The sequence below is a fragment of the Streptantibioticus parmotrematis genome (assembly GCF_019890615.1).
GTDB classification, from domain to species: Bacteria; Actinomycetota; Actinomycetes; order Streptomycetales; family Streptomycetaceae; genus Streptantibioticus_D; species Streptantibioticus_D parmotrematis.
The window spans coordinates 442,004-453,980 of record NZ_JAINVZ010000002.1 but is presented as its reverse complement, the minus strand read 5'-3'; the positions used below and the strand labels follow the sequence as shown (position 1 = coordinate 453,980).

The 11,977-nt window shown below is 72.5% G+C and carries 13 protein-coding genes; 9 read left to right on the top strand and 4 right to left on the bottom strand.

From position 1 onward, the window contains the following. Nucleotides 1-11: 11 nt before the first annotated feature. The 5 genes from K7472_RS04820 to K7472_RS04800 all read left to right on the top strand — a co-directional run bounded on the left by K7472_RS04820 (nucleotide 12) and on the right by K7472_RS04800 (nucleotide 4,594). Nucleotides 12-986: a helix-turn-helix domain-containing protein gene (locus K7472_RS04820; RefSeq protein ID WP_222974190.1), complete on the top strand. Its 975-nt coding sequence runs from the start codon at nucleotides 12-14 to the stop codon at nucleotides 984-986. Between the two features lie 431 nt (nucleotides 987-1,417). Then, complete coding sequence (locus tag K7472_RS32455) at nucleotides 1,418-1,828, top strand: ATP-binding protein (RefSeq protein ID WP_252395042.1); 411 nt, start codon at nucleotides 1,418-1,420, stop codon at nucleotides 1,826-1,828. 363 nt (nucleotides 1,829-2,191) lie between these two features. Beyond that, entirely contained in the window at nucleotides 2,192-2,395 is a 204-nt protein-coding gene (locus tag K7472_RS04810; protein ID WP_222974187.1) for a cold-shock protein, read from the top strand. A gap of 334 nt (nucleotides 2,396-2,729) precedes the next feature. After that, a complete protein-coding gene (locus K7472_RS04805; protein WP_308013772.1) occupies nucleotides 2,730-4,211 on the top strand; it encodes a DEAD/DEAH box helicase in 1,482 nt (493 codons plus the stop codon). Nucleotides 4,212-4,291: 80 nt separating this feature from the next. Next, nucleotides 4,292-4,594: an SCO5918 family protein gene (locus tag K7472_RS04800; protein WP_222974183.1), complete on the top strand. Its 303-nt coding sequence runs from the start codon at nucleotides 4,292-4,294 to the stop codon at nucleotides 4,592-4,594. A 9-nt stretch (nucleotides 4,595-4,603) separates the two neighbouring features. Here K7472_RS04800 and dapC read toward each other — a convergent pair whose 3' ends face one another. Next, on the bottom strand, nucleotides 4,604-5,698 hold the full coding sequence (gene dapC, locus K7472_RS04795) for a succinyldiaminopimelate transaminase (protein ID WP_222974181.1): 1,095 nt from the start codon (nucleotides 5,696-5,698) through the stop codon (nucleotides 4,604-4,606). A gap of 168 nt (nucleotides 5,699-5,866) precedes the next feature. After that, a complete protein-coding gene (gene fdxA / locus K7472_RS04790; protein WP_222974179.1) occupies nucleotides 5,867-6,193 on the bottom strand; it encodes a ferredoxin in 327 nt (108 codons plus the stop codon). 115 nt (nucleotides 6,194-6,308) lie between these two features. On the opposite strand from fdxA, the gene K7472_RS04785 reads away from it, so the two are divergent. Next, nucleotides 6,309-7,346, top strand: a complete 1,038-nt coding sequence (locus K7472_RS04785) for a GNAT family N-acetyltransferase (protein WP_222974177.1) — start codon at nucleotides 6,309-6,311, stop codon at nucleotides 7,344-7,346. A gap of 5 nt (nucleotides 7,347-7,351) precedes the next feature. Further along, the gene (locus K7472_RS04780; RefSeq protein WP_222974391.1) at nucleotides 7,352-8,185 is read left to right on the top strand and encodes a transglutaminase family protein; all 834 of its coding nucleotides are present in this window, start codon (nucleotides 7,352-7,354) and stop codon (nucleotides 8,183-8,185) included. Between the two features lie 96 nt (nucleotides 8,186-8,281). Here K7472_RS04780 and K7472_RS04775 read toward each other — a convergent pair whose 3' ends face one another. Then, nucleotides 8,282-8,920, bottom strand: a complete 639-nt coding sequence (locus K7472_RS04775) for a response regulator transcription factor (protein ID WP_222974175.1) — start codon at nucleotides 8,918-8,920, stop codon at nucleotides 8,282-8,284. 192 nt (nucleotides 8,921-9,112) lie between these two features. Between K7472_RS04775 and K7472_RS04770 the strand changes: the two genes are divergently transcribed. After that, nucleotides 9,113-10,429 (top strand): NucA/NucB deoxyribonuclease domain-containing protein, encoded by a 1,317-nt coding sequence (locus K7472_RS04770; protein WP_222974173.1) that lies wholly within the window; start codon nucleotides 9,113-9,115, stop codon nucleotides 10,427-10,429. Nucleotides 10,430-10,506: 77 nt separating this feature from the next. After that, nucleotides 10,507-11,157: a DUF6461 domain-containing protein gene (locus K7472_RS04765; RefSeq protein WP_222974171.1), complete on the top strand. Its 651-nt coding sequence runs from the start codon at nucleotides 10,507-10,509 to the stop codon at nucleotides 11,155-11,157. A gap of 61 nt (nucleotides 11,158-11,218) precedes the next feature. Here K7472_RS04765 and K7472_RS04760 read toward each other — a convergent pair whose 3' ends face one another. Then, nucleotides 11,219-11,824, bottom strand: a complete 606-nt coding sequence (locus K7472_RS04760; RefSeq protein WP_222974169.1) for a TetR/AcrR family transcriptional regulator — start codon at nucleotides 11,822-11,824, stop codon at nucleotides 11,219-11,221. Nucleotides 11,825-11,977: the final 153 nt, after the last annotated feature.

Below are 11,977 nucleotides of genomic sequence, written 5' to 3'. Positions count from 1 at the left end.
GGGAGGTCGGGTTGTCATCCTCGAACGCCGTGCCGCCGCCGCCCCGCCCTGCCACGAGGGCGTCGGCCGATCGCGGACCACTGCCCGAGTGCCTGGTCGAACTGCTGCGCACCGGGCCGTTCTGCGTGGCGCTGCGGGCGGCCATCGAGGCGCGGGGGCTGACCCTGCACCGCCTCAAGGACCGGCTGGCCGAGGCGGGATGTCCGATCACGGTGGCCACGCTCAGCGCGTGGCAGCGGGGGCAGCACCGGCCGGAGCGCAGCCACGCCCTGAAGGCGCTCGCCACGCTGGAACGGATACTGCGGCTCCCGGCGGGCGCGCTGACCGCGCTGCTGGAACCGCCCAAGCCGCGCGGGCGCTGGCTGGACCGGGCCGCCGGCCGGCCGGGGATGGCGGAGGTGTGGCTGGGCAGCCTCGACGGCGCGCTGACCGGGGTCGATCCCCGGTGGGGCACCCAGCTGACGTGCCTGAGCAGGCACCAGGTGCTCGAACTGGACGCGGGCGGCCGGGAGGCCAGGATCTGGAACCGGCACGTGCTGCGCGCGGAGTGCAACGGCCCCGACCGCTACGTCGTCGCCTACCGCGCGGACACACCCAATCCCGCCCCCGTCCTGCGCACCCGCGGCTCCTGCCGGGTCGGCCGGGTGGTCGACGATCCGCGCAAGGGGATCCTGGCCGCGGAGCTGGTCTTCGCCGAGCCGCTCTCCCGGGGCCAGACCGTGATCGTCGAATACACCTACACGCACACGCAGTCCCCGCCGCTGTCGCGCTGGAGCTGCGTCAACCTCCAGGGTCCGGTGCGCGAATGCGTGGTGGAGGTCCGTTTCCACCCCGCCGCGATCCCCCGCACCTGCCACACCTTCCACCTGCCGCACGGCGCGCCCACCCCGTCGGAACGCCTCCTGCGCGTCGCCGCCGACCACTCGGCCCACACGATCGGCCTGGATCTGCCGCCGTCGAGGTTCGGCGTGCACTGGGAGTGGTGAGGCCGGAGCGCGGTGCGGGCGCCCGTGCGGCCGCGGTCCGGACGGCTCCGGCGCGGCTCCGGACAGGCGTGCGGGGGCGTTCGGACAGCCCTCGCGGAGGAACCGGGCAAAAATGCGAGAGGCCACCCGTCAGAGGGTCGGCGTGCGGCGCCAAGTAATCGCGGGGCCCGCTTCCGGCCGTCACCGCCGAGGGCACTTCCCCCTTGCGCCGCAAGGGATGTGACGTTTCATCAACCTTCTGTCCGCCGTCACGAATGCCCTATTCTCCCGAAAGGCTATTATGCGACGCATTACCAATTCTTTACGTCGAACGACCGCAACTTTACGGCGGCTCACGCGGTAGTCACGGCGTCCGGGCGGTGGTGGTCGCAGGTGACCGGCCGCCGGACGGACCGATGTCCCGTCTTCACTCCCTCCGTAAAAGGAGCACCATGTCCCTCCCCCTCAAGCGTCGGATCGCCCGCGCCGCCCTGCTGGTCGCGGCCGCGGCCCCCGTCGTCGGCCTGGGCGCCGGCTCCGCGTCGGCCGCCGGGCTGCCGCACACCCCCGACCTGGGCGGACTGACCAACCTCGACTCCGCGTCCAACCTGAGCGGCAAGGCCGACGGCCTCGCCCACAAGGCCGCGGGCGTCGTCAACGAGGCGGGCGGCAACGCCGCGAAGACCCTGGCACCGGCCGCGCGGCAGACGGTGAGCGAGACCACGGGCACGCTCAGCAAGGCCGCCAAGGACAACCACCTCACCGACCAGCTCCCGGTGCACGGCCTGACCGGCAACACCCTGCCGACCAAGGACCTGCACTCCACCGCGGAGTCCCTGCCGGTCAGCAGCCTGCCGCTGTAGGCGGGCAGCCGTCGCCGACGGCGACACGAACGGGCCCGGGAAGCACGCCGCTTCCCGGGCCCTTCGGCTTCTGGGGCCCCCTTGCGGCCACGACGAAAACGTGTATCGCCCTCCTGGCAACACCTGAAATTCACCGTCGCGACCATGGGGGCGAAGGAAGATCCCTCGCCCCGCGACCGCACCTGTGTTACCTTGATTTTAGTTGCAGTTGTGGTTCCCACAGACTTCGAGTACTCCCACCGCCCCCGGGCCGGTGTGTGTACTTTTACATCTCCCCGTGTGCTTTCCGGGCAGGGGCATCATCGCGGCGACACGAAATCCGCACCGTGTGGATTTCGGGCACTGCCCCCGAAGGAGAGAAACATGGCATCCGGTACCGTGAAGTGGTTCAACTCGGAAAAGGGCTTCGGCTTCATCGAGCAGGACGGCGGCGGCGCCGACGTCTTCGCCCACTACTCGAACATCGCCACCCAGGGCTTCCGTGAGCTCCAGGAGGGCCAGAAGGTGACCTTCGACGTCACCCAGGGCCAGAAGGGCCCGCAGGCGGAGAACATCGTTCCCGCCTGACGCCTGCGCGTCCGACGACCGGGGCCCACACCCATGGGTGCGGGCCCCGGCTCGTTTCTTTTTCGCGGCCATGCATCACGGCCGCTTCACGACCGATCTCCGGCCGCCGCCCCCACGGTCCCCTCGTCCGGGCGACGCCATTCGGCCCATCGGCCATGAGGACCGGGGAAATCCGCCCTTTTTTCGCGGAAATCCCGGCCTGTTCGAAGCACCCGGCGCGGCTCTTCCGAAATCCGCGTCGCCCGCTTTTCCCTCGGCTCGTTCTTGCGGTCCCTTTCGCCGTCCACGGCTGCCGGGATTTCCTCGATACGTGCCGTATCGAGGAAGGTTCCCCGTGAACCGCACCACGCGCACGACCGACCGTCACGACCGCACCCCCGCCGCCGGCTCGCGCGGCTCCGGCAAGGGCGGCCGTTCCGCCTCCCGAGGAGGCCGGCGGTCCGGCGGCCCGAACGCCTCCCGGCGACCCGGGCGTCCCGTCACGCCCCAGGGCGACTTCGCCCTGCCGGTCTCGACCACCCCGCAGCTGCCGCCTGTCGCGTCCTTCGCCGACCTCGACATGCCGGCCGAGCTGCTGGCGTCGCTCACCGCCGAGGGGCTGTCGGTCCCCTTCCCCATCCAGGCGGCCACCCTCCCGAACGCGCTGGCCGGCCGGGACGTCCTGGGCCGCGGGCGCACCGGGTCCGGCAAGACCCTCGCGTTCGGCCTGGCCCTGCTGAGCCGTGTCGCGGGGCGCAGGGCGCAACCGAGGCAACCGCTGGCCCTGGTGCTGGTGCCGACCCGGGAGCTGGCCCAGCAGGTCACCGACGCTCTCGCGCCCTACGCCCGTTCGCTGCGGCTGCGGGTGACCACCATCGTCGGCGGTGTGTCGATCGGCCGCCAGACGAGCGCGCTGCGGGGCGGGGCGGAGGTCGTCGTCGCCACTCCGGGACGGCTCAACGACCTCGTCGGCCGCGGTGACTGCCGCCTCGACCAGGTGGGCGTCACCGTGCTGGACGAGGCCGACCAGATGTCCGACATGGGCTTCGTCCCCCAGGTCACCAGCCTGCTCGACCTGGTTCCCGGCACCGCGCAGCACCTGCTGTTCTCGGCCACCCTCGACCGCAACGTCGACCTCCTGGTGCGCCGCTACCTGCACGACCCGGTGGTCCACTCCGTCGACCCCCCGGCGGGCGCGGTCACCACGATGGAACACCACGTCCTGCACGTGCACGCCGCCGACAAGCACGCCACCACGACCGAGATCGCCGCCCGTGACGGCAAGGTGATCATGTTCCTCGACACCAAGCACGCCGTCGACCGGCTCACCCGCCATCTCCTCGGCAGCGGCGTGCGCGCCGCGGCACTGCACGGCGGCAAGTCCCAGGGCCAACGCACCCGTACCCTCGACCAGTTCAAGGCCGGGCACGTCACGGCCCTGGTGGCCACCAACGTCGCGGCCCGCGGCATCCACGTCGACGACCTCGACCTGGTCGTCAACGTCGACCCGCCCGGCGACCACAAGGACTACCTGCACCGCGGCGGGCGCACCGCCCGGGCCGGCGCGTCCGGCAGCGTGGTGACCCTGGTCCTGCCCGAGCAGCGGCGCGACGTCGAGCGGTTGATGTCCGCCGCGGGCATCACGCCCCGCACCGCCCGGGTCCGTTCCGGGGAAGCCGAGCTGACCCGCATCACCGGCGCCCGGACCCCGACGGGGACCCCGGTGACCGTCAGCGCGCCGGAGGAACCGCGTGCGAAGCGCGGTGCCTCGTCGCGTGGCCGGCGCACCCGCGCCGCCCGCCCCGGACGCCGCTCCTCCGCGCGCGGCGCGGCGTGAGCGCACCGCGCCGTCCACGGCCGGTCAGGCCCCGGACGGACGTCATCCCCGCCCCTTCCCCCCGAGCCAGGTGAGGCCCCATGCGCTGCATCATCGCCCGTTTCGCCTTCGACCTCGTCAAGAGCGAGGTGGAGCACTCCATGAAGGGCGTCAAACCCGAGGAGGTCACCGGAGCGTCGGTGACCATCGGCCGCCGCACCTATCCCGTCAAGCAGGTGGGTGAAGTGATCACCCGGCAGGACCGCCGCGACTTCACCGCCGACGAGGTGGCCAGGGCGCTGGGGCGCCTCGGCTTCACCTGTCACGCCGCGCCCGACGCCGGTGCGGGCTCCGCCTTGCTGGGGACGGAGCCCGTGCTGCCCGGACCGTCGGCGCGCTTCTGACCGGCGCCGCTACCCGAGGCGGGCGACCGCCGCCGCGACGCGCTCGTCGGTGGCGGTGAAGGCGATACGGACGAACTCCCGCCCGCCCGGGCCGTAGAACTCGCCGGGGGCGACCAGGATGCCGTGCTCGGCGAGGTCGCCCACGGTGTCCCAGCACGGCTCGCCGCGGGTCGCCCACAGGTACAGGCTCGCCTCGCTGTGCTCGATGCGGAAGCCCGCGCCCTCGAACGCGGTGCGCAGCGCGGCCCGGCGGCGGGCGTAGCGCTCGCGCTGCTCGTCCACGTGGGCCTGGTCGCCCAGCGCCGCGATCATCGCGTTCTGCACGGGGGCCGGGACGATGAGGCCGAGGTGCTTGCGCACGGCCAGCAGTTCCTTGACGACCGCCGGGTCACCGGCGAGGAACGCGCCCCGGTACCCGGCGAAGTTGGACCGCTTGGACAGCGAGTGCACCGCGATCAGGCCCTGGTGGCCCGCGCCGCAGACCTCCGGGTGCAGCACCGAGACCGGCTCGGTCTCCCAGCCCAGCTCGACGTAGCACTCGTCGGAGACGACCAGCACGCCGTGTTCCCGCGCCCACTCGACGATCCGGCGCAGTTCGGCGGCGCCCAGGGTGCGGCCGGTCGGGTTGGAGGGGGTGTTGAGCCACAGCAGCCGCACCCGGGACGGGTCGAGGTCGGTCACCGGGTCGTCGTACGTCACCGGTTCGGCGCGGGCGGTCAGGGCGCCGATCTCGTAGGTGGGGTAGGCGAGCGCCGGGTACGCGACCTGGTCGCCCTCACGCAGGTCGAGCAGGAGCGGCAGCAGGCCGACGAGTTCCTTGGAACCGATCAGCGGCAGGACGTCGGCCGGGGCGACGGCGGCGGACAGGCGGCGGGTGAACCAGGCCGCGATCGCCTCGCGCAGCGCCGCCGTTCCGTAGGTGAGCGGGTAGCCCGGGCTGTCGGCGGCCTCGGTCAGCGCCCGCCGGACGACGGCCGGGACCGGGTCGACCGGGGTGCCCACCGACAGGTCCACGACACCGTCGGGGTGTGCGGCGGCCGCCGCCTTGTAGGGCTCCAGGCGGTCCCAGGGGAAGACGGGAAGCCGGTCGGAGACTCGCGCCACGGTGCTCTTCTCTCTTCGTGCTCTACGTGCTTCGTGCTGTTACGCGCTGCGTTCTGTCACGCGGTCGTGCTTCGTGCCGAACGCGGGCGTTCCCGGGCCGAACGGCAGCGGTCCCGCACGGCGCCTGCCGTGCGGGACCGTCTCACCGGCCGTGCGCCGGTGGAACGCTCAGTGCTCCGCGTTCTGCGGGGGCAGGGCGGCGACGAACGGGTGGTCACGCTCGATCAGGCCCAGCTTGGAGGCGCCACCGGGCGAACCCAGGTCGTCGAAGAACTCGACGTTCGCCTTGTAGTAGTCCTTCCACTCGTCCGGCGTGTCGTCCTCGTAGAAGATCGCCTCGACCGGGCAGACCGGCTCACAGGCCCCGCAGTCGACGCATTCGTCCGGGTGGATGTACAAGGACCGCTGGCCCTCGTAGATGCAGTCGACGGGGCACTCCTCGATGCACGCCTTGTCCTTGACGTCGACACAAGGCTGCGCGATGACGTAGGTCACGCTGTCGTTCCTCCTCGGTAGGGCTCATCTCGCGCGGGAGCGCGGCGTCGTCGATGCCCGCCTCTAGTATCTCCGTTCCCAGGCACCTTACGAACTCCAGGGGGCTGACAGCACTGTGAATTACGCGGCCGGAGGACGGCTCGAAATTCGGATCACCCCTTCTGACGTGGGCAAACGGGTGTCGGTACGGGCGGTGGCTGAGCTCGTCGACGGACGGCCGGTCTTCCGCGACGCGGTCGGCGTTCTCACATCCTGGGCGGACGGTGTGGTGATCGTCACACGGCGCACCGGTGAGGTGGTCCGTATACCGGACGAATCCGTGGTCGCGGGCAAGGTCGTGCCGGACGCCCCGGCCCGCCGGAGGATGGCCGCGCCCGCCGCGACGGCGGACGAACTCCAGCGCACCGCCTCGGACGGCTGGCCCGCGCGGGAGACCGAGGTGCTCGGCGGATGGACGCTGCGCGCGGCCGGCGGCTTCACCCGCCGGGCCAACTCCGTGCTGGCGCTCGGCGATCCGGGCCTTCCGGCGCAGCGGGCGGTCGAGCGGGTGCGCGCCTGGTACGCGGAACGCGGGCTGCCCGCGTACGCGCAGACGCTGCCGGGTTCGGCGGGCGCGCGGGCGTTCGCGGCGGCGGGATGGTCGCCGCGGGCGCGTTCGCTGCTGCTGACCGCGCCGCTGCCGCCGCTCGCCGATCTGCCCGGTGCCGAACGGGTGACGCTCGCCCGCGAGGTGGACGCGGACTGGCTCGCGGCGTACGGGCGTACCGGTGAACGCGCCGACGCGGCGCGGGCGGTGCTGGGCGGCGGGGCCTCGGTGTGGTTCGCCTCCGCGAGGTCCGGCGGCGGGGGCGCCGTGTCGGCGATCGGGCGGTGCGTGGTCGACGGGCGGTGGGCGCTGTTCGGCGCGGTCGAGGTCGAGCCCTCGGCGCGGCGGCGGGGGCTCGCGGTCGCGGTGGTGGCCGCGCTCGCGGCGAAGGCGCTGGAGGAGGGGGCGAGCGGCGCGTACCTCCAGGTCGAGGCGGACAACGACGCGGCGCGCGCCCTGTGGGACCGGCTGGGCTTCACCACGCACCACGAGTACCTCTACTACCGGTGCCCGGAGCCCGCGGAGTCCTCGGAGCCCACGGAGTCCTCGGCGGCGGAGGAGGGGTGACCGGGGTGGAGGAGACCGCGGTGCGCCTTCGCTTCGCGGCCGAGGCGCGGTCGGAGCGGCCGGACCTGGCGGCGCTGTGCCTGCTGGTGTGCACGCGGGCCGACCCGGCGTTCGACGAGAAGGCGCGGCAGGACACCCTGCGCGGTCTCGACCGGCTGGCCGACCGGGTGGGCGCGCGGCTGCCGTCGTCGGGCGGCGAGCCGACGCCGCAGGAGTGGGCCGCGGCCTTCGCGGACGTCCTGGGCACCCGGTGCGGGCTGCACGGCAGGGCGTCGGACTACGAGCGGCTGGAGTCTTCGTTGCTGCACGCGGTGCTGCGGCGGCGGCGCGGGCTGCCGATCCTGCTGTCGGTGGTGTGGACGGAGGTCGGCAGGCGGCTGGGCGCGCCGGTCTACGGGGTGGCGCTGCCGGGGCACTTCGTGGTCGGCGTCGGCGATCCGCACGGGCGGTACGTGCTGGCCGACCCGTTCCACGGCGGCGTGCCGGTGAGCGGTGACGACGCGGAACGGCTGGCGGGCGGGCCGGTGCCGCCGCGCGCGCTGGAGCCCGCCGCGCCGCTGGACGTGATCGGGCGGGTGCTGGGCAGCATCCGCACCTGGGCCGCGGCCCGCCCCGAGCAGACCGCGGTCGGCCTGTGGGCCACCGATCTGGCCCTGCTGCTCCCCCGGCATCCGGCGCGGCTGCGGCTGGAGCGGGCCCAACTCCTGGTCCAGCGGGGCGACTTCCTGGCCGGTGCGGACGGCCTGGACGCCTACGCGGAGCTGATCGAGGCGGTCGACCCGGAGGCGGCCGGGAAGATCCGGCACCAGGCCCGCGCGACGAGGGCACTGCTCAACTGACGGGCGTGGGGCCCGGGTCGATGGCTGCTCGACCGACCGGCGCGGAGCCCGGGTCGGTCGCCGCCGCTCAACGGACCGGCGCGGGCCCTCGACCGTTCACAGCCAGCCCTTCTCGCGGGCGATGCGGACCGCCTCGGAGCGGTTGCGGGCGCCGGTCTTCTGGATGGCGGTGGACAGGTAGTTGCGCACGGTGCCCTCGGACAGGTGGAGGGTGACGGCGATCTCGGAGTTGACGGCGCCGTCCGCCGCCGCGCGCAGCACGTCGCGTTCGCGGGAGGTCAACGGGTCGGCGCCCTCCGCCAGCGCGGCGGCGGCCAGCGTCGGGTCGATCACCTTCTCGCCGCGCAGCACCCGCCGTACGGCGTCGGCGAGTTGGGCCGCGGGGGCGTCCTTGACCAGGAACGCGTCGGCGCCGTACTCCATCGCGCGCCGCAGGTAGCCGGGGCGGCCGAAGGTCGTGACGATGACGACCTTGACGCCCGGCAGCGCGGCCCGCAGCGCGCAGGCGGCGTCGATGCCGGTGGCCCCCGGCATCTCGATGTCGAGCAGCGCGACGTCGACGTCGTGCTCCCGCGCCGCGGCCACCACCTCGTCCCCGCGCGCGACCTGCGCGACGACGTCGATGTCGTCCTCCAGCCCGAGCAGGGTGGCCAGGGCCTCCCGCACCATGGACTGGTCCTCGGCGAGCAGAACCCTGACGCGCCGCACCGCTGGACTGTCCTTGGCATCGCTCATGCGGGCAGCTTAACGATCCCGGCCTCCGGCCCCACCGCACCCAGGAGCACCGGGCAGAGCTACGCACTCCGATGCGGTCACCCAAGATCATTTTTGAGTCAATCCAGCTCGCATGATGCCGAAGTGACCGTCTGACAGTCATAAAGTCGGCCGGTCGGCGTAAACCTGTGCGTCGACTGTGAGGACTTGAGGATGACAGTGAACACCTACGGCAGACGCCTGATCACCGCCGCAGCGTCCATAGCGACGGTGGCCTCACTCGCCCTGGCAGGTACCACGTCCGCGCGCGCGGACGACGACGCTCCTCCATCACCCGGTCCGCTGCTCGGGACCATAGCCCCGAGCGCCCCGGCCGACGGCGACCTGACGCCCGCAGAACCACTGGACGCCAGTTCGTCCTGCACCGCCGTCGCGCCGGACCGCGAGAACGGCGACGCCACCACCGAGTGCGTCGAGATGACACCTGCCGCTGCCCTCGCCGGCGCGCCGGCCATCGCTGATCGGGCCACCCCCTCCGGCGCGACTACGTGCGTCGCCAAGCCGGGGTACTTCCAGCACACCCGCTTCAACTCGTGCCTGACCGGCGGCCGGATCACCTACACCCTTCGCGACAACAAGGGCGAAGCAGTGGGCACCGGCATCATCGTCGTCGGCGACAGTGCTTCGCTGAGCCAGACCAGCACCACGTGGAGGGAGACCGAGACCGTCTCCGTCGCCGAAGTCACTGGTCGGCTCAAGAGCCTCAACATCGCCTTCGACGTCTCGTGCGACGGCGGCTGCAAGGCGACCGGTCCGAGTCCGTGGGCCGGGGCCAGGACGCTCACGGCCGGCGGGACCGCGTCGGGGAGCGTCACGTTCTCCACACCGGTCGGCAAGGGCAGAGACACCCTTGTCACCGTCGGCCATCACCTGTACGTCACCTCGACAGGCGCCATCCCCACCCAGCCGAGCACCGGCTGGTCCAGCCCCGACAAGGTTCGTTGCGACGACGCCGTCGGCAAGTTCCCCGGATGTGTCTACCCTGACCGGCGCGCCGACCTCGACCTGTCGCTGTCCAGGTACGGAGCCGCAGCAGCCACCTACGCCTGGGCCGAGAAGAACATGTCCGACCACTGGGGGTCCTCCGGTAATCCCCTCCAGCGGCTCGCCGACCTCGCCGGCGGGGAATCCCACCGCGCGTCGACCTGCGGCGCCAAGAGCACCGCCCCCTTCGTTCCGAAGCCCGCCTCAGTCGTACCCGACGACAGTTGTGACGAGTACCCCTTCGCCGCAACGGTCCAGGGAGGCCGCAACGGCGGGCTGTGCGCCGAAGTCGTCCCGCTGCGGGAGAACGGCGTATGGAAGTTCTACGAAGCCGATCCCAAGCGTCCCGTCACCCACGACGAACCATGCGTGCGCGCGCACGTCCCCTTGCAGGTGAACTCCGCCGCGGGCGGTGCCGTCGGCGCGTTTCCGGCGGCCTCCCGTGTTCTGGAAGGCGAGAAGTACACCGTCACCATCACCGCGTAACCTGACCGCTCAGCAGTCCTCCGGACTCCGGCCGCTGCGCGGCGGGCGGGGTCCGGCCGAGGCAAGGACACCCTCACATGACGGCCACCCCCTGGCACTGGGCCCTCACTGACGACTATCCCGCCTTCTGCCTCACCTTCGCCCGCGGCCTCGACCCACATGCTCTGCTACGCCGCTACGGCGCCCACTCCGGTGACCCGCGCGTGCTGACGGAACAGGAGAGCATCGCCGAACCCCCGGCGGACGCGTCCCTCCTACGCGCGGGAACCGTCGACGGCTGGGCGTTCTGCTTCGAGACCCGTGGGGTTCAGGGCTGGACAGCGCACGTGCTCACCGAGGTCTCCCGCGACACGGAGAGCTTCACCGTCATGCGCGCGGGCGCGCTCCACGCCGTCAGTCACTGGCAGAACGGGCAGAAGCGGGAAGCCTTCGAACCGGGCACTCCGTACAGCTTCGACCCGAACCATTCACACCTGCTGTGGAACGCGGTGCGAGCCCGCCTGGAACAACCGCGACCGGTCCCCTCGTTCCTCGCGGCCCTGGACGCCGTGAGCGAGCACATCGGAGGCTCGTTGACCGAGAGCGCCATCGAGGGCCCTCTGCTCACCGTGGTTCTGCCGGAGCCGGCCTCCGTCCTCCCCGAGGCGACGGCCGGCCACGAGGGCCTGGGACGCTGCCTCGGCACCCTTGCCCCGCCACCCCCGTCCCGGGACCCGGAATCGCGCTGAGGGCGCGTCCACGACCACCGGACCGACCGCCACCCTCGGGCGACAGCTCGATGGTTCCGGCCTAGCGGGCCGAGTGGCGGTCCAGGACGCCCTGGACGATCCGCATGAGCCGCTCGCCCACGCGCTCGACGCTCGCGTTCTGCGTGGACACCTGGGCTCCTTCGAGGACGAAGGTGATCTCCGCCGCCGCCTCGTCCGGATCGGTCAGCCCGGCGCGGGCGCACAGGCCGGTGAGGCGGCGCGCCTGGCCGGCCTTGTGCGCCTCGATCAGCCGCCGTGCCGGGTGGGCGCGGTCGGGCAGTTCCGCGAGGGAGTTGATGAACGGGCAGCCGCGGTGGGAGATCCCGGGGAGTCCGTCGGCGATGAACCGGGCCATTCCCAGGATCTGCGCCCGGGGGTCGTCGGGATGCGCGGTCTCCAACTGGTCGAAGACGGCGGTGTAGTCGGCCGCGACGATGCGCAGCCACTCCTCGACCAGCGCGTCCTTGGTGGCGAAGTGCCGGTACAGCGCCATCTTGGTGGTCCCGGCCCGGTCGGCGATCGCCTGGACGCCCACCGCCTTGATCCCTTCGCGCGTGAAGAGTTCCTCCGCCGCGTCGAGGATCCGCTCCCGGGGCGGCAGCGTGGCCACCCTGCTCTGCCTGCCGGCTCTGCCGGTGTTCGCCATGCGGCTCCTCGTCGTTCCGGTGAGGCGGTGGACCACCCTGGCGGCAATGCTACGGTACCGATCAGTCTCAAGCGATACCGATCGGTCTCGTTGGATACCGATCGGTATCGCCGCCTGGTGCCGATCCCCCTGTGCCGGCCCTCCCGCGTCGGC

What these genes read in the sequence shown, in the direction of transcription:
- K7472_RS32455 (WP_252395042.1), top strand. Translation starts at nt 1,418, where the DNA reads ATGTCCCTCCCCCTCAAGCGTCGGATCGCCCGCGCCGCCCTGCTGGTC.
- K7472_RS04810 (WP_222974187.1), top strand. Translation starts at nt 2,192, where the DNA reads ATGGCATCCGGTACCGTGAAGTGGTTCAACTCGGAAAAGGGCTTCGGC.
- K7472_RS04800 (WP_222974183.1), top strand. Translation starts at nt 4,292, where the DNA reads ATGCGCTGCATCATCGCCCGTTTCGCCTTCGACCTCGTCAAGAGCGAG.
- K7472_RS04775 (WP_222974175.1), bottom strand. Translation starts at nt 8,920, where the DNA reads ATGAGCGATGCCAAGGACAGTCCAGCGGTGCGGCGCGTCAGGGTTCTG.
- K7472_RS04770 (WP_222974173.1), top strand. Translation starts at nt 9,113, where the DNA reads ATGACAGTGAACACCTACGGCAGACGCCTGATCACCGCCGCAGCGTCC.
- K7472_RS04765 (WP_222974171.1), top strand. Translation starts at nt 10,507, where the DNA reads ATGACGGCCACCCCCTGGCACTGGGCCCTCACTGACGACTATCCCGCC.
- K7472_RS04760 (WP_222974169.1), bottom strand. Translation starts at nt 11,824, where the DNA reads ATGGCGAACACCGGCAGAGCCGGCAGGCAGAGCAGGGTGGCCACGCTG.